16 protein-coding genes are annotated in these 15,426 nt (G+C 64.1%); 12 read left to right on the forward strand and 4 right to left on the reverse strand.

All coding sequences use genetic code 11. The annotated features are described in order from the left end of the window. The first annotated feature begins 22 nt into the window (after positions 1–22). The 4 genes from ACUXVX_RS10820 (at position 23) to ACUXVX_RS10835 (ending at position 3,878) form a co-directional block, all read left to right on the forward strand. A complete protein-coding gene (locus ACUXVX_RS10820) occupies positions 23–721 on the forward strand; it encodes a biotin--[acetyl-CoA-carboxylase] ligase (protein WP_446308314.1) in 699 nt (232 codons plus the stop codon). Between the two features lie 11 nt (positions 722–732). Continuing rightward, a complete protein-coding gene (locus ACUXVX_RS10825) occupies positions 733–1,518 on the forward strand; it encodes a type III pantothenate kinase (RefSeq protein ID WP_222492595.1) in 786 nt (261 codons plus the stop codon). Beyond that, entirely contained in the window at positions 1,515–3,182 is a 1,668-nt protein-coding gene (locus ACUXVX_RS10830; RefSeq protein ID WP_446308315.1) for a ribonuclease J, read from the forward strand. Before ACUXVX_RS10825 ends, ACUXVX_RS10830 begins: the two co-directional genes overlap by 4 nt. A 126-nt stretch (positions 3,183–3,308) precedes the next feature. Then, positions 3,309–3,878, forward strand: coding sequence for a hypothetical protein (locus tag ACUXVX_RS10835; RefSeq protein WP_446308316.1), 570 nt, complete (start codon positions 3,309–3,311; stop codon positions 3,876–3,878). Positions 3,879–3,915: 37 nt separating this feature from the next. Here ACUXVX_RS10835 and ACUXVX_RS10840 read toward each other — a convergent pair whose 3' ends face one another. Together ACUXVX_RS10840 and ACUXVX_RS10845 are read right to left on the reverse strand one after the other, a co-directional pair. Further along, on the reverse strand, positions 3,916–5,382 hold the full coding sequence (locus ACUXVX_RS10840; protein ID WP_446308317.1) for a DEAD/DEAH box helicase: 1,467 nt from the start codon (positions 5,380–5,382) through the stop codon (positions 3,916–3,918). A 120-nt stretch (positions 5,383–5,502) separates the two neighbouring features. After that, positions 5,503–6,336 (reverse strand): alpha/beta hydrolase, encoded by an 834-nt coding sequence (locus ACUXVX_RS10845; protein WP_446308318.1) that lies wholly within the window; start codon positions 6,334–6,336, stop codon positions 5,503–5,505. Between the two features lie 107 nt (positions 6,337–6,443). Between ACUXVX_RS10845 and ACUXVX_RS10850 the strand changes: the two genes are divergently transcribed. Beyond that, entirely contained in the window at positions 6,444–7,415 is a 972-nt protein-coding gene (locus ACUXVX_RS10850; protein WP_446308319.1) for a serine hydrolase domain-containing protein, read from the forward strand. 21 nt (positions 7,416–7,436) lie between these two features. Here the strand turns inward: ACUXVX_RS10850 and ACUXVX_RS10855 are convergent, their stop codons facing one another. Continuing rightward, a complete protein-coding gene (locus ACUXVX_RS10855; protein ID WP_446311527.1) occupies positions 7,437–9,035 on the reverse strand; it encodes a peptide chain release factor 3 in 1,599 nt (532 codons plus the stop codon). A 70-nt stretch (positions 9,036–9,105) separates the two neighbouring features. Between ACUXVX_RS10855 and ACUXVX_RS10860 the strand changes: the two genes are divergently transcribed. Continuing rightward, positions 9,106–9,372 carry a DUF7218 family protein gene (locus ACUXVX_RS10860; protein ID WP_446308320.1) on the forward strand — a complete coding sequence of 89 codons (267 nt, stop codon included), beginning with the start codon at positions 9,106–9,108 and terminating at the stop codon, positions 9,370–9,372. 8 nt (positions 9,373–9,380) lie between these two features. On the opposite strand, the gene ACUXVX_RS10865 is transcribed toward ACUXVX_RS10860, so the two are convergent. Further along, positions 9,381–10,430 carry a Hint domain-containing protein gene (locus ACUXVX_RS10865; RefSeq protein WP_446308321.1) on the reverse strand — a complete coding sequence of 350 codons (1,050 nt, stop codon included), beginning with the start codon at positions 10,428–10,430 and terminating at the stop codon, positions 9,381–9,383. 264 nt (positions 10,431–10,694) lie between these two features. Between ACUXVX_RS10865 and ACUXVX_RS10870 the strand changes: the two genes are divergently transcribed. From ACUXVX_RS10870 to ACUXVX_RS10895, 6 genes are all read left to right on the forward strand, one after another. Then, the gene (locus ACUXVX_RS10870) at positions 10,695–11,477 is read left to right on the forward strand and encodes an SDR family oxidoreductase (RefSeq protein ID WP_446308322.1); all 783 of its coding nucleotides are present in this window, start codon (positions 10,695–10,697) and stop codon (positions 11,475–11,477) included. 85 nt (positions 11,478–11,562) lie between these two features. Next, entirely contained in the window at positions 11,563–12,642 is a 1,080-nt protein-coding gene (locus tag ACUXVX_RS10875; RefSeq protein ID WP_446308323.1) for an ABC transporter ATP-binding protein, read from the forward strand. 159 nt (positions 12,643–12,801) lie between these two features. Beyond that, entirely contained in the window at positions 12,802–13,017 is a 216-nt protein-coding gene (gene tatA / locus ACUXVX_RS10880) for a twin-arginine translocase TatA/TatE family subunit (protein ID WP_446311528.1), read from the forward strand. Positions 13,018–13,038: 21 nt separating this feature from the next. Next, positions 13,039–13,695 (forward strand): Sec-independent protein translocase protein TatB, encoded by a 657-nt coding sequence (gene tatB / locus ACUXVX_RS10885; RefSeq protein ID WP_446308324.1) that lies wholly within the window; start codon positions 13,039–13,041, stop codon positions 13,693–13,695. A gap of 4 nt (positions 13,696–13,699) precedes the next feature. Beyond that, positions 13,700–14,557 (forward strand): twin-arginine translocase subunit TatC, encoded by an 858-nt coding sequence (gene tatC, locus ACUXVX_RS10890; RefSeq protein WP_446308325.1) that lies wholly within the window; start codon positions 13,700–13,702, stop codon positions 14,555–14,557. A 44-nt stretch (positions 14,558–14,601) separates the two neighbouring features. After that, a complete protein-coding gene (locus ACUXVX_RS10895; RefSeq protein ID WP_446311529.1) occupies positions 14,602–15,396 on the forward strand; it encodes an ATP-binding protein in 795 nt (264 codons plus the stop codon). Positions 15,397–15,426: the final 30 nt, after the last annotated feature.

The raw sequence follows: 15,426 nt of genomic DNA on the forward strand, positions 1-15,426 counted from the left end.
TCTCGACAGCTGCCCTTCCACGATGACGGTGGCCCGCGACGGCTTCGCGGGCTACACGCGCCCCACCTGGGTGCTGGCACACCGCCAGACCGGCGGACACGGGCGACGTGGCCGGCCATGGGCGAACCCGCGCGGAGCCTTTACAGCCACGTTGGCTCTCCCGAACCCCGGCACGGCGCAGGCGGCGGCACAGCGCAGCTTCGTAGCCGCACTGGCCCTTTTTGATGCGTTTGTTACTGTCACCGGACGGCCTGACGGGCTCTCACTGAAGTGGCCGAATGACGTGCTGCTGAACGGCGGCAAGGTGGCGGGCATCCTGCTGGAAAGCCTCGGCTCCCGGCCGGATGGTGCGCTCGACGGGCTGCTTATAGGTATTGGCGTCAACCTGATCGAACCGCCAGACGTGGGTGAAGTTGAACCCGGCGCCGTGCGCCCCGTGGCGCTGGCGCAGGAAGCGGGCGTTCGGGTTACGCCGGAAGATTTCCTCGATGTGCTCGCACCGGCCTATGATCGCCAAGAGGCCAGCTTCACCACACACGGCTTTGCCCCGATCCGCCGGGCGTGGCTCGACCGGGCTGCCAAGTTGGGTCAAACCATCACCGCGCGGCTCCCCGGCGAGGAGCTGACCGGCACCTTCAAAACCATCGACGAGATGGGCTACCTTCAGCTTCAAACTCTATCCGGCCTGCGCGGCATCGCTGCTGCCGAGGTCTTTTTCTGAGAGGCGCGCCCATGCTCCTTTGCATCGATTGCGGCAACACCAACACCGTCTTCTCTGTCTGGGATGGTGAAAAGTGGCTCGCTACCCTGCGCACCTCGACCGAACACCAGCGCACGGCGGACCAATACTGGGTCTGGTTCAGCCAGCTGATGGAGCACCGCTGCGTCGAGGTCGACATCGACGCGGTGATCATCTCGTCGACCGTTCCGCGCGTTGTTTTCAACCTGCGGGTCTTCTCAGACCGCTACTTCAACTGCCGCCCAATGGTGGTGGGCAAACCGGGTTGCGAGTTGCCCACCGCGCCCCGGGTGGACGCCGGCGTTGCGGTTGGCCCTGACAGGCTGGTGAACACCGCAGGTGCTTTCGACCGGCACGGAGGCGATCTCATCGTGGTGGATTTTGGTACTGCCACCACCTTTGACGTTGTGGCCGAGGACGGCGCCTATGTGGGCGGTGTGATCGCGCCTGGCGTCAATCTAAGTCTCGAAGCGCTGCACATGGCCGCCGCCGCGCTGCCCCATGTGGATGTGACCAAGCCGGACAAGGTGATCGGCACCAACACGGTGGCCTGCATGCAATCGGGTGTGTTCTGGGGCTATGTGGGCCTCGTCAACGGCATCTGCGACCAGATAAAGGCCGAATATGGCAGGGAAATGCGGGTGATTTCGACCGGCGGGCTTGCACCGCTGTTCCAGATGGGACATGCCCGGTTCGACGCATTTGAAGACGATCTGACGATGCATGGGCTGACGGTGATCCATGCCTATAACATGAGCCAAGCGGGGCAGACGGAATGAGTGAAGAGCGGTTGATCTACCTGCCTCTCGGCGGGGCCGGGGAGGTTGGCATGAACGCCTATGTCTACGGCTACGGCAAGCCGGGGCAGGAGCGCCTGATCCTTGTCGATCTCGGTGTGACCTTCCCCGACATGGATGGCACGCCCGGCGTTGACCTCATTTTCCCCGACATGAGCTGGCTGAAGGAAAATCGCGACCGGCTGGACGCGATCTTCATCACCCACGGCCATGAAGACCATGTTGGCGGTATCGGTCACTTCTGGGCCGATCTGCGCGCGCCGGTTTACTGCCGTCGCTTCACCGCCGCGCTGGCGGTGCGCAAGATGGATGAGCAGGGGCAGGACGTTGAGCATGTGAATGCGGTCGGCCCTTACCCCGAAACCATCGAGGCCGGGCCGTTCAAGGTGGCTTTCGTGCCGGTCTCGCACTCCATCCCGGAAAGCTCCGGCCTCGTTATCGACACGCCTGCCGGGCGGGTGGTGCATACCGGCGACTTCAAGCTCGACGGCAACCCGGTGGTGGGCGAGGCCTTCGACCCGGAACTCTGGAACGAGATCGCCAAGCCGGGCGTGCAGGCGCTGACCTGCGACAGCACCAATATCATGAGCCCACATCCGGGCCGCTCCGAGGCCACCTTGCCGCCCGCGATCATCGAGCTGGTCGAGAAATCCGAAGGCATGATCGTAGCCACCACCTTTGCCTCCAACGTGGCGCGGGTGAAGACGCTGGCCGAAGCCGGGGCGAAGGCGGGACGGTCCGTGTGCCTGCTGGGGCGCGCGATGAAGCGCATGGTCGCCGTCGCCATCGATACCGGCGTGCTGGAGAAGTTCCCACATACAGTAACTCCCGAAGAAGCCGCTGACATTCCACGCGAGAACCTGATGCTGATCGTCACCGGCTCGCAGGGTGAGCGCCGCGCGGCCTCGGCGCAGCTGTCGCGCGGCAAGTTTCTCGGCCTGACGATGAAGCAGGGTGATACCTTCCTGTTTTCCTCCAAGACGATCCCCGGAAATGAGCGGGGCGTGTTGCGGATCGTGAATGCGTTTTCCGAGATGGGCGTCGATGTGATCGACGACCGCAGTGATCTCTATCACGTCTCCGGCCACGCGAACCGGCCCGACCTTGAGGCGATGCACGACCTGATGCACCCCAAGATGCTTGTGCCGATGCATGGTGAGCACCGGATGCTGCGTGAACACGCCAAGGTGGGCGAGGCCAAGGGCATCCCTTCTGTTGTGGCCGTAAACGGCTCAATGGTTGACCTCACCGGCCCTCAGCCGGAGATCGTGGAGTACATCGAAACCGGACGCACCTATCTGGACGGTTCAGTGAAGATCGGTGCTCTGGATGGTGTTGTGCGCGACCGGATCCGCGTTGCTCTGAATGGCCAGGTCTTCCTTACGTTGATCCTCGACGAAAACGATGAGCCTCTTGGCGAGCCTTGGGCCGAGCTTGTCGGACTGCCGGAAGAGGGCCGCTCGCGCGCGCCGCTGGTGGAGTTGATCGAATCTGCCGCCGACGCCTTCCTCGGCCGGGCGGATGACAAGGTTCTGACCGACGATGACAAACTTGAAGAAGGTTTGAGGCGTGTCGTCCGGCAGACCTCGGTTGAAGAAATCGGCAAGAAGCCAGAGGTCGTGGTGGTGATCAGCCGCTTGAGCTGATGTCGGGTGCCTCGTTGCCCCAGCCCCTTCCCGGATGACTTTGGTGTGCTAGGATGCCCCGGTGCGCCACGGTTTTGACGCCTGACTATTTTTTGGCGCGAAAGTCATTGGGGAAGAAACGGGGACATGAATTCCGGGATCTGGTTCGGCTTTGCCGTCGATGTGGGCGGGCACTTGGGTATATGGGGCACCAACACCATGTATGCCAACTTCTATTCGCTCGACAGCTATCAGAAGAGCTTTACCGTGCAGAGCGAGCGCACCCGCTGGGGGCCGGGGCTGGGCGGCGGGATCGGGCTGAATTTCTATATCGTCACCTCGCTGCAGGACCCGATGGGCGTGCAGGCGATGGAGACCGAGACATGGGACTTTCAACTCGCCATCGGCGCCAAGTGGGGCGCGGTGATCAAGGGGCTGTCGAAGTCGCGGAAGCTGGCTCAGGTGGTCAAGCACGCCTCAGAGACCAAGGGGCTGACCAAGGCGGCGCTCAAACTGATGACCCGGCTGGAGCCGGGTGATTACGTGGATATCTCGAAGCGGCTGCGGGAGATGGTGCAGTCGATGGACCTGAAGACCGATGCGGCCACACCTCAGACCTTCAACATGGGCATTCCAATCCCTGGCGCGCTGGAGGTGAGCGTGTTCAAGCAATACGGCACGTGGACGGTACTTTCGGTCAACCAGCCGACGCCGTGAACCGAGGGAGGCAGGGGCCGCCGGCCCGGGCTGCGGCTTAAGCGGTCGGGTCCGGCGTTTCGGACCGGTCGGCAAAGCTGCGGGCGATAAAGTCCGGCAGGTGGTCGCCCAAGCCTTGCGGGGTCTGTCCACCACGCTCGCCGCCGCGATCCCCGCCTCGGTCTCCGCCACGGCCACGGCCACCGCGTGAACGGCGGCGTGGTTCACGCTCTTCGTTCTGCTCAGGTGTCGCCTCGGTTGCGGCCTCGGGGGCAGGGCTTTCCTCGGGCGTCTCGTCCTTCTTGCGACGGGAGCGCGAGCGGCTGCGCTTGGGCTTCTCTTCGGTGGTCTCTTCAGTAGCCGCGGGGGCCGGAGTGCCTTCGGGCGCGTCAAGACGCGGGATCTCGGACTGAACGAGCCGCTCGATGTCGGCGAGGTTCTTCTCGTCGATCGGAGCGCAGATCATGTAGGCCACGCCCGACCGGCCGGCACGGCCCGTGCGGCCAATGCGGTGAACGTAATCTTCGGCATGGCTCGGCACGTCGTAGTTGAACACATGGCTGACGGTCGGAATGTCGAGCCCGCGTGCGGCGACATCGGAGGCAATCAGGAAGCGGATGCTGCCATCGCGGAAGCCGGCCAGCGTTTTCATTCGCTGGGACTGGTCAAGGTCACCGTGGATCGGCTCAGCGTTATAGCCATATTTCTTCAGCGACTTCGCGACTACATCGACATCGACCTTGCGGTTGCAAAAGATGATCGCGTTGGTGCAGGCGTCGCCCTCGGCGTCGATCAACCCGCGCAGGATCTTGCGCTTCTCGGTCGCTGCGCGGTCGCGGCGCGAGGGTTTGAACATCAGCACGCCTTGCTTTATGTTCTCGCCGGTGGTCGCGGCGCGGGCGACCTCGATCTTTTCGGGGTTCGACAGGAAGGTGTTTGTGATCCTCTCGATCTCGGGCGCCATGGTGGCGGAGAAGAACAGGGTCTGCCGGGTGAAGGGCGTGAGCTGGAAAATTCGCTCGATGTCGGGGATGAAACCCATGTCGAGCATCCGGTCGGCCTCGTCCACGACCATAATCTGCACGCCGGTCAGCAGCAGCTTACCGCGCTCAAAATGGTCGAGCAGGCGGCCGGGGGTTGCGATCAGCACGTCGACGCCGCGGTCGATCAGCTTGTCCTGCTCGCCGAAGCTCACACCACCGATCAGCAGGGCCTTGGTGAGCTTGGTGTGCTGGGCATAGATATCGAAGTTCTCGGCCACCTGGGCAGCGAGCTCGCGGGTGGGCGCCAGCACGAGAGAGCGGGGCATCCGGGCGCGGGCACGGCCGCGCTTTAGCAGCGAAATCATCGGCAGCGTGAAGCTCGCCGTTTTGCCGGTGCCGGTCTGGGCAATGCCCAGAACATCGCGGCCTTCGAGGGCGGGCGGGATCGCGCCGGCCTGAATGGGAGTGGGGGTTTCGTAGCCGGCATCTTCGACGGCTTTGAGGACCTTCGGGTCCAGCTTCAGATCGCTAAATTTTGTCATGTACGTCCGTGTCTTGCGGGGTCGAACCCCGCGGGATTGGGACGCAATGTTCAGGCGCCCCGCGCTGCCCGCACGCGCATCGTGAGAGCATTGGCCACCTAACCCAGTTTGGCGGCAAGGTCAATCAACCAAGCCTTGGCGCGCAAGGAAGGCATCGACCGTGTCCGTGTAGGGGCCGGGCAGGCCGAGGGCGCTGTTGATTGCGGCGTGTGAATAGTCGATCTCGTAGATCTCCGCCTCGACCTTTCGGGCCTTGGCGACGCGGGCAAAATTTCGGGCTGCCGAAAGCGAGGCGCGGCGTTTGGAGGAGGCGACGAGAAGGAAAGGCGTGGCGCCGGGGCCGAGGCGGGCCATGGGAGAGGCATCCTGCCAGAAGGCGCGGCTGGTGCCGAAAGCGCGGCGGTGGATGCGCGAGGGCTTGCGGGCCATGTAGCGCTCGGTGTCGTAGACGGCGGAATCCAGCGCCACCGTGGCCCGCCATGGGCCGGCACCCCAGCGGCGGGCAAGGCCCGGATCGGCGCCCAGCAGGGCAGCGAGATGCGCCCCGGCGGAATGGCCCATCAGCGCAATCCTCGCTGGGTCGGCGCCCCAACTCCGTGCGTTCTGCTGCACATGGGCTAGTGCACGGGCCAGATCGGCGGCCTGCTGCATCGGGTCGGCCTCAGGAAGTAGCCGGGTGTTGACCGAGACAAAGCCGATGCCACGACCGTTCCAATGCGCCGACTTTGCCTTCCAGACATTTTCATTGGCTTTGTCGCCAAAGGCCCAGCCGCCGCCGTGGAGGAAAACGACGAGAGGCGCCGCCGAAGCGCCCTCGGGCATGTAAACATCGTAGCGCTGCAAGGCATGCGGACCGTAGGCCTGATCGCGGCGCAGGGTGGAGGCGCGGGCGGGCAGGGCGCTTGTGGCGGCCAATGCGGCGATGCCTGCGAGGGTGTGGCGGCGTGTGAGCATGGGCGTTTCGTGCCTCCTTGCGGCATCTTACGCGCCGTGCGGCGTTTGCCCACGCGATCACAAAAAGGTTTCTTGGCCTGCGGCTTCTGCGCCGCAAATCTTGGCGCATGATCACCCGCCGCACCATGCTCGCCGCCCCCGCTCTGCTACTCGTCGCCCGTCCGCTGATGGCCCAGAGCGTGGAGGAGAAGGCTCGGAGTTATGAGCAACTCCGCTCCCTCATCGTGCAGCGCGGCGGAGAACGGGTGGTGGAAGAGGTTGTGGCCGGCCCAGCTGTGACCCGGCCAGTAAACGTGAAGTCAGTGTCGAAGACTCTCGTTGCGGCCTTGCTCGGCTGCGCGGTGGATCGCGGTGAGTTGAGCGGCGTGGCGGCCACGTTGGGGGAGGTGACGCCGGGGCTGATCCCCTCGGACGCTGACAGCGGCGTTGCCGAAATCACGATGGAGGATCTCGTCACCCTCAGGGCCGGGCTCGAGCGAACCTCGGGGGCGAATTACGGCGCGTGGGTTTCGAGTAGTAACTGGGTGGCCAATGCCTTGGGGCGCAAGATGGTCGCCGCGCCGGGTGGGCGGATGCTCTATTCTACCGGCACGACACATGTGCTTGGCGCGGTGCTGGCCGAGGTGGGCGATGCATCCCTGCTATCGCTCATGCGTGACCGTCTCGGCGCGGTTTTGGGCGAGATACCGGCGTGGACGCGCGACCCGCAGGGCCGCTACCTCGGCGGCAACGAAATGGCCGTTTCGCCCAATGGCCTCACCCAGTTTGGCGAGATGATCCGGGCGGGTGGTCTTTGGCAGGGAGAGCAGGTTTTGAGCACAGAATGGATCGAGTCGAGCTTTGTGCCGCGCACGCGCTCGCCGTGGTCCGGGCTGGGCTATGGATACGGCTGGTTCATTGGCGAAGCTGGCGGCATGCCCTATGCCCTCGCAAGGGGTTATGGCGGGCAGGTTCTGGCGGTCTGCCCGGAGGCCGAGGTGGTGGTGACGATCACCTCCGACCCAACCCAGCCAGCGCGGAGCGGTGGCTACTTCGGGCAGTTGCAGGCACTGGTGGAAGAGGTCATCGCCGGGGCTTGAGGGGCCCGGCCGTGGCCCGACCTACACCATCATTTCCTTGGTCGCGGTGAGCCGGACATCGGGATAATCGCGCTCGACCCGGTCGATATCCCATTGAAGGCGCGTGAGATAAACGAGGTCGCCGTCGTTATCCTCGCCCATGTGCTGCTTGTTGGCGGCGGCGAAGGCTTCCACCGCCTCCTTGGGGCCGGAGACCCAGCGGGCGGAGGTGAACTGAGAGGCCTCGAAGCGCACTGGCAGGCCGTACTCCAGTTCGATCCGGGAAGCCAGCACCTCGAATTGAAGCTGGCCAACAACGCCGACGATGAAGCCGGAGCCGAAGGTGGGTTTGAACACCTTGGCGGCGCCTTCCTCGGCGAACTGCATCAGCGCCTTGTCGAGGTGCTTCGCCTTCAGTGGGTCGCCCGCGCGGCAGTTTTGCAGGAGTTCCGGCGCGAAGGAGGGGATGCCGGTGACCTTCAGCGCCTCGCCCTCGGTCAGCGTGTCGCCGATGCGGAGCTGGCCGTGGTTGGGGATGCCGATGATGTCACCCGCCCAGGCCTCTTCTGCCAGCTCCCGATCTGATGCGAGGAAGAGCACGGGCGAGCTAACGGCCATGGGCTTCTTGGTGCGCACATGGGTCAGCTTCATGCCGCGCTGGAAATGGCCGGAGGCGAGGCGGAGGAAGGCGACGCGGTCGCGGTGCTTTGGGTCCATGTTCGCCTGAACTTTGAAGACAAAGCCGGAAACCTTTGTTTCCTCAGGTGAAATCTGGCGTGGCTCAGCGGATTGTGGCTGCGGCTCGGGGCCGTACTCTGCGATACCGTCCATCAGCTCCTTCACCCCGAAACTGTTGATCGCGGAGCCGAACCAGATGGGGGTGAGCGTACCTTCGGAGAGCGCCTGCGCGTCGAGCGGAGGCAGCAACTCGCGGGCCATCTCGACCTCTTCGAGCAGCTTTTCGAGCAGGTCCGCAGGCACGTGCTCGGCCAGTTTGGGATCGTCGAGACCGTTGATCTTGATGCTCTCGGCCACCTTGTTGCGGTCGGCACGGTCCATCAGCTCGAGGCGATTATGGATCATGTCGTAGCAGCCGAGGAAGTCGCGTCCGACGCCGATGGGCCAGCTTGCCGGGGTCACGTCGATCGCCAGCATCTCCTGGATCTCGTCGATGATCTCGAATGTGTCGCGGCTCTCGCGGTCCATCTTGTTACAGAACGTCAGGATCGGCAGGTCGCGTAGACGGCAGACCTCGAAAAGCTTCTGCGTCTGGCTCTCCACGCCCTTGGCGCCGTCGATCACCATCACCGCGGCATCCACCGCAGTCAGGGTGCGGTAGGTGTCTTCGGAGAAGTCGCTGTGGCCGGGGGTGTCGACGAGGTTGAAGCGGAACTTGCCGTAGTCGAACGACATGGCGGAGGCGGAGACAGAGATGCCCCGGTCCTTCTCCATCTGCATGAAGTCCGAGCGCGTGCGCCGCGCCTCGCCCTTGGCCCGCACTTGGCCAGCCATCTGGATTGCGCCGCCGTAGAGCAGGAACTTCTCGGTCAGCGTCGTCTTGCCGGCGTCGGGGTGCGAGATGATCGCAAAGGTCCGGCGGCGGGCGATTTCTGGGGGCAGGGTGGGGCGATTATCGAGCATGGCGCTCTCTACCATGCCCGGCGGGAACGGCAAGCGGGCATGGGCGTTGTGCCGTTGAAGGAGACACAAAATGGCGAAGAAAGAAGACCCGGGCCCGAGTGTGAAAGACCACGACACCTACGAGGCTTTGCGCGACAAGGGCTACTCGAAGGAGAAGTCTGCGCGGATCGCCAATGCGCAGGCGAACCCCGACATGGACCCGAGCGAGAAGGGCGGGAAGGCGCCGCCCTACGAGGAGTGGACGGCCAAGGAACTCTATGAGCGGGCGCAGGAGCTTGATGTGGCGGGGCGCAGCGAGATGACCAAGGATGAGCTCATCGAGGCGCTGCGGAAGTAAAGAAAGCCTTAACGCCCCGCGCTGCCCTTGAAGATCTTGCGGCGCTTGTCGGCGCTGAGTTCCTTGCCCGAGACCTCGGTGCCGAAGGCGGGCGTGTGGGCGAGGTCGCCAAACTCCGCTTCGATCCCGGCGGCAATTTCGCCTGGCAGGCTTTGCCTTGTGTCCGGCGAAAGCTCCAGCGATTCCACGGGGATACACTCGGCGTAGATCACCTCATGGTGGTCGAAGACGAGGGTGAAGTAGTCGACAAAGCCGCCCTTGCGGATGAATACCGCGTCGTCATCGACCAGCAGCGTGGCCTTGACGAGCATCTCTGCGGTCTCGGTCACCCGGTCGGCGCCGCGTTGATAAACGAAAAGCCGCTGGTGCTGGCTGAGGATCAGATCGGCGGCATTGCCCAGCGTGTCTTTGGAGATCACCACGGGCGCATAGGCGCCGACCGCCCGGACCGTTTGCATGCCGATCCAGCGCACGGGTTGGGCGCCGTGGTCGCGGGTCAGCACCCTGTCACCGGCTTCGAGCTCCTCCACTGGCTTTTGCGCGCCGGAGGCGAGGGTTATCGCCGTGCCGCGGGCGAAGGCGAAGGAGGTGAGATCGGAGAGTTGCACTTCGCCCGGCTCGTCCGACACGCCGATGAGGGCGTAATCGACGCGGGGCTCCATAGGTTGGAGCGGCAGGAAGTGGCGGGCGCTGCCGTCGGGGCCGGACAGCTCGATCACCAGCAGGTCCATCCCGCCGCCATCGCCACCCATGAAGGTCAACCGACCGGCGAGGGTGACGGCATTGCCCGGCTCGCCGAGCTCGGAATCGCTGGCAACGAGCAGGCGGCCCTCCTCGGTGACCAGTGCGAGCTTGGAAACCTCGGCCTCTTCTGACAGCCCGTAGGTGTCACCCTCGCAAAGCTCGTCAATCGGGCCCAGCGTGTCGCCAAGGTTGGCGCCAGAGGTCACGTGCAGATCATCCCCGGCGAACACGTGGCAGCCATAGCTCGCACGGCGCGGACTGCTGGTTGCCGTGGTTTCCGGCCGGTCTTCGGATGAGGCGTGTGGCGTGGTCATCAGCACTCGAATTCTTCGTGTCTTGCGAAATTCCTTCCGCAACCTGTCATGCCACCACCTGCAAAAAACCCTTACCTGAGGTCGCGCCGAGGTCAAGCAGGCGGGCTTGGCGCGGCGGTCTGGTGCGGCGGATTGCCCAGAGCTTGTGGCAATTGTGCAGGCTGACAATTAACAAGGACATAACGCGCGGTGCCACCCCGACCAGTCTGGCGAATCGACGGGCGGGCAGGCACCACGGCGGCAATACAATCAGGGAGAACCAAGATGGATCTGGGAATTTCAGGCAAGCGCGCACTGGTGGCGGCGTCTTCCAAGGGCCTCGGGCTGGGCTGCGCACGGGCGCTGGCAGAGGCGGGCTGTTCGCTGGTGATGAACGCCCGCGGCGAAGAGGCGCTGGAAGCCTCGGCAGAAGCGATCCGCAAGGATTTTGGTGTCGAGGTCGAGACCGTGGCCTGCGACGTGACCACCGAGGAGGGCCGGGCCAAGCTGCTGGGTGCAGCCGGCACCGTTGAGATCCTCGTGACCAATGCGGGCGGCCCGCCCCCGGGCATGTGGCAGGACTGGGACCGGGACGACTTCATTGCCGCCCTGGATGCCAACATGCTCACCCCAATCGCGCTGATGCAGGCGGCCCTGCCGGGCATGATCGAGCGGCGCTGGGGCAAGGTGGTGAACATCACCAGCCAGTCGGTCAAAAGCCCGATTGCGGTGCTCGGCCTCTCCAACTCTGCGCGTGCAGGGCTGACTGGGTTTGTGGCGGGCACGGCCCGGCAGGTGGCAGAATATGGCGTCAATATCAACAACCTGCTGCCCGGTATTCACGCGACCGATCGGGCGGAATCTCTCGATAAAGGGGTTTGCGAGAAGGAAGGCATCAGCATGGAAGAGGCGCGGGCCAAGCGGGCCTCGACCATTCCGGCCAATCGTTATGGCACCATCGAGGAGTTCGGGGCAACCTGCGCCTTCCTCTGCTCCAAGCACGCGGGCTACATGATCGGCCAGAACATCCTGCTGGATGGTGGTTCGCTCAACTACACGCTGGCCTGATCGGGCCGACTTGCCGGGCGGCGGGGCGGCTGCTACCACCGCCCGAAACCCGATTTTTTCGGTCGGGTAACGGGAAGGCATTGGCGTGGCGGAGAGCGACAGGCTTGATGTGCAAAACCTCACCCGCCGGCTTGGCGGGCGCGAGGTGGTACGCGACCTGTCGCTTCAGGTGGCGGCGGGGCAGGTGACCTGCCTGCTTGGCCCTTCTGGCTGCGGCAAATCCACTACGCTGCGCATGATCGCGGGCGTCGACCGGCCCGATGCAGGGCGGGTGCTTTCGGAGGGCAGGGTGCTCTCGGACGCAGGTAGCTTCGTGCCGCCGGAAGAGCGCCAGATTGGCCTGATGTTTCAGGACTTTGCGCTGTTTCCGCATCTGACGGTGGCGAAGAACGTGGCGTTTGGCCTCAAGCGCGGCGGAGCAAGGGCGCGGGTGGCGGAGCTGCTAGACCGGGTCGGTCTCAGCCGCCATGCGGAGGCCTATCCGCACGAACTTTCAGGCGGGGAACAACAGCGGGTGGCGCTGGCGCGCGCGCTGGCCCCGCGGCCGCGCGTGATGCTGATGGATGAGCCCTTCTCCGGCCTCGACATGCGGCTGAGAGACGATATCCGCGACCAGACGCTGAGCGTGTTGAAGGAGGAGGGCACGGCGGTTCTGCTGGTGACCCACGAGCCGGATGAGGCGATGCGGATGGCCGACGAGATCCTGCTGATGCGGGATGGCGTGATTGTGCAGAGGGGCGCGCCCTACACGGTTTACAACAACCCGGCGGACCGAAAGGCGGCGGCGTTTTTCAGCGATATCAATATTCTGCGCGGCAAAGTTGAAGGGGCACTGACGGAAACGCCCTTTGGCTCCTTCCTTGCGCCCGGCGTGCCGGATGGACGGGAGGTGGAGATTGTCTTTCGCCCGCAGCACCTGACGATCGACTTCGACAGGGGCGGGCGCGGGCCGAACCCGACGGAGAGCCACGGGATGCCGGCGCGAGGCGTTGTGCAGCGCGCACGATTCATGGGGCGCGAGAGCCTTGTGGAGCTGCAGATGGACCATGACGGCGAAGTGCTGAAAGCGACGATTCCCTCCGTTTTTCTACCCAAGCCGGGCACTGTGCTGTGGCTCACCATTCGGCGCGACAGGTGCTTTCTGTTTCCTCTTCGCACGGATTGACCGGGCGCTGCGGCGGTTTGACCGTGGGATTTGCCCAATCGTGATGTAAACGCCCCTTTCGCCCGGGCCGGAAACTCCATAAATAGGGACGACTTCGCGGGCCCTCCGGGCTCCGTTGCAAGGCTTCAGGGATCAAAGGACGGGCAAATCATGCAAGCGATGTTCATCACCAATATCCCCCCGGTCGGCTGGCTTCTCATCGCCGTCGTGGTGCTGGTGCTCTTCGGGCGCGGCAAGATCTCTTCGCTGATGGGCGAAGTGGGCAAGGGGATCACCTCCTTCAAGAAGGGCGTTTCGGAAGGCACGAAAGAGCTGGAAGAGGCCGATACCGCTGCCGCGCGTGACGTGACGCCGGAAGAGAAAGACAAGGCCTGACAGGCGCTTAGGGGCTGACGAATGGGCTGGAGCGAGCTTCTGCTGATCGGCGTTGTGGCGCTGATCGTGGTCGGTCCGAAGGACCTTCCGGTGATGTTCCAGTCGCTCGGAAAGATGACGGCCAAGGTAAAGCGGATGGCGCGCGAGTTTTCGCGAGCCATGGAAGATGCGGCCGACAGCACCGGCATGAAGGACGTGGCCTCGGACCTCAACAAGACGATGAACCCCAAGTCGATGGGGATCGACAAGCTGCGCGACGCCGCTGACCGGTTCGACAAGTGGGAGCCGGGCAAGAAGGAAGCGGAGAAAAAGCCGCTCGGGCCGGAAACCCAGAAGCTCTCGGAAGAGCGGGCGGAGGCCAAGCGCAAGATCCACGACGCCACCGCCAAGGCCGCCGAGGAGCGCAAGGCGCGGGAGGCTGCGGCTGCAGCCTCGGAGGCGGCGGAGCTTTCGGGCGAGCCGGAGCCTGGTGAAGGCGCGGTTAACGGGGCGGACGCTGCCGCAACGCCTGCGCCCAAGAAGCCCGCTGCCAAAAAGCCCGCCGCGAAGAAGGCGCCCGCCAAGAAACCTGCGGCAAAGAAGGCGCCTGCCAAGCCTGCCGCCAAGAAAACCGCTGCAAAAACAAAGCCCAAGCCGGCCCCCAAATCCGGTGCGTCGGGCGATGCGGGCGTGAGCTGACCCTATGACACAGGCCGAAGACGAACTTGAGGACAGCTCCGCGCCGCTGATCGAGCATCTGGCGGAGTTGCGCACGCGGCTGATCCGCTCGGCGATTGCCTTCATCATCGCGGTCTTCATCTGCTTCTATTTTGCAGGCGAGATCTTCGATTTTCTTAAACAGCCGGTCTGCGACGCGATGGCGGAGCGGATGCAGAGCTGTAATCTGCAGATGATCCGCCTGCAGGACGGGTTCTTCGTGCAGATCCGCATTGCTATGCTGGCCGGTTTTGCGCTGGCCTTCCCGGTGATCGGCTTCCAGCTCTGGCGGTTCGTGGCGCCCGGCCTCTACCGCTCGGAGCGCTCGGCTTTCCTGCCGTTCATGGTGTCGTCGCCCGCGATGTTCCTGCTGGGCGCGGCCTTCTGCTACTACATCGTGATCCCGCTGGCTTACGACTTTTTCCTTGGGTTCCAGGACTTTGGCGGCAGCGTGCCGGCAGGGGAGACGGCGGATGGGGACCAAGTTGCGGCGGGTTCGGGCTCGGTCGTTTTCCAAGGCTCAATCTCGGAATATCTTTCGCTGACCATCACCTTCGTCATGGCCTTTGGTATCTGCTTCCAGCTGCCGGTGCTGCTGACGCTGCTGGGCAAGGCGGGCCTCGTGAGCGCCGCAGGGCTGGCCGCGGTGCGGAAATATGCGGTGGTGGCGATCCTCGTGCTGGCGGGCATCGTGACCCCGCCCGATATCTTCACCCAAGTCATTCTGTTCGTTGCGGTTTATGGCCTATACGAGATTTCGATCTTCCTCGTGGCGCGGGTTGAGCGGAAGCGGACGGCGCGGCTGCGGGCTGAGGGCATACTGGACGAGGACGAAGAGTTTTGAGCGTCGACGACCCGCTGGACCGTATTGCCAAGGCGCTGGAGCGGATGGCTCCGCCACCGCTGGAAAACCCAGATTTTACAAGCGCTTCTGCCTTCCTTTGGCACGCTGACCCGGACGGGCTGGAGCCGGTGACGCAGGTGAACCGGGTCGACATTGGCCTGCTGGTGGGCATCGACCGCTCGCGCAACACGCTGGTGGAGAACACCCGCCAGTTTGCCGCCGGTCTGCCCGCCAACAACGCGTTGCTCTGGGGCGCGCGCGGCATGGGAAAATCCAGCCTTGTCAAAGCGGTGCATGCCGCAGTTCAAGCGGATTTTCCGGAGTTGAAGCTGATCGAGGTGCAGCGGGAAGACCTGCCCTCCATCGGGCGGCTGCTGGGGCATTTGCGCCGGTCTGACGCGCGATTCCTGCTGTTTTGCGATGACCTGTCGTTCAGCCATGACGATGAGCATTACAAATCGCTTAAGGCGGTGCTCGATGGGGGCATAGCTGGTCGTCCAGAAAACGTGGTGTTCTACGCCACCTCTAACCGCCGCCACCTGATGCCGCGCGATATGATCGAGAATGAGCGCAGCACGGCGATCAGCCCAAGCGAGGCGACCGAGGAGAAGGTCTCTCTGAGTGACCGCTTCGGGCTTTGGCTGGGCTTCCACCCCTGCAGCCAGGATGAGTATCTGGCCATGATTTCAGGCTATTGCGCCGAGCATGGGCTTGAGGTGAATGCCGATGAGCTGCGCGCCGAGGCGATCGAATGGCAAGCCACGCGCGGCGGCCGTTCGGGCCGGGTGGCGTGGCAGTTCTTCACCGATCTGGCGGGGCGGAAGGGCGTAAAGCTCTAAGATCTGGCGGCGTTCATCCACGCCTCACAG

The organism is Vannielia sp. SX4 (assembly GCF_052828525.1).

Bases quoted from the DNA above. Each gene is read 5' to 3' on its own strand.
- ACUXVX_RS10820 (WP_446308314.1), top strand. From the start codon at position 23: ATGACGGTGGCCCGCGACGGCTTCGCGGGCTACACGCGCCCCACCTGG.
- ACUXVX_RS10825 (WP_222492595.1), top strand. From the start codon at position 733: ATGCTCCTTTGCATCGATTGCGGCAACACCAACACCGTCTTCTCTGTC.
- ACUXVX_RS10830 (WP_446308315.1), top strand. From the start codon at position 1,515: ATGAGTGAAGAGCGGTTGATCTACCTGCCTCTCGGCGGGGCCGGGGAG.
- ACUXVX_RS10835 (WP_446308316.1), top strand. From the start codon at position 3,309: ATGAATTCCGGGATCTGGTTCGGCTTTGCCGTCGATGTGGGCGGGCAC.
- ACUXVX_RS10840 (WP_446308317.1), bottom strand. From the start codon at position 5,382: ATGACAAAATTTAGCGATCTGAAGCTGGACCCGAAGGTCCTCAAAGCC.
- ACUXVX_RS10845 (WP_446308318.1), bottom strand. From the start codon at position 6,336: ATGCTCACACGCCGCCACACCCTCGCAGGCATCGCCGCATTGGCCGCC.
- ACUXVX_RS10850 (WP_446308319.1), top strand. From the start codon at position 6,444: ATGATCACCCGCCGCACCATGCTCGCCGCCCCCGCTCTGCTACTCGTC.
- ACUXVX_RS10855 (WP_446311527.1), bottom strand. From the start codon at position 9,035: ATGCTCGATAATCGCCCCACCCTGCCCCCAGAAATCGCCCGCCGCCGG.
- ACUXVX_RS10860 (WP_446308320.1), top strand. From the start codon at position 9,106: ATGGCGAAGAAAGAAGACCCGGGCCCGAGTGTGAAAGACCACGACACC.
- ACUXVX_RS10865 (WP_446308321.1), bottom strand. From the start codon at position 10,430: ATGACCACGCCACACGCCTCATCCGAAGACCGGCCGGAAACCACGGCA.
- ACUXVX_RS10870 (WP_446308322.1), top strand. From the start codon at position 10,695: ATGGATCTGGGAATTTCAGGCAAGCGCGCACTGGTGGCGGCGTCTTCC.
- tatA (WP_446311528.1), top strand. From the start codon at position 12,802: ATGTTCATCACCAATATCCCCCCGGTCGGCTGGCTTCTCATCGCCGTC.
- tatB (WP_446308324.1), top strand. From the start codon at position 13,039: ATGGGCTGGAGCGAGCTTCTGCTGATCGGCGTTGTGGCGCTGATCGTG.
- tatC (WP_446308325.1), top strand. From the start codon at position 13,700: ATGACACAGGCCGAAGACGAACTTGAGGACAGCTCCGCGCCGCTGATC.
- ACUXVX_RS10895 (WP_446311529.1), top strand. From the start codon at position 14,602: ATGGCTCCGCCACCGCTGGAAAACCCAGATTTTACAAGCGCTTCTGCC.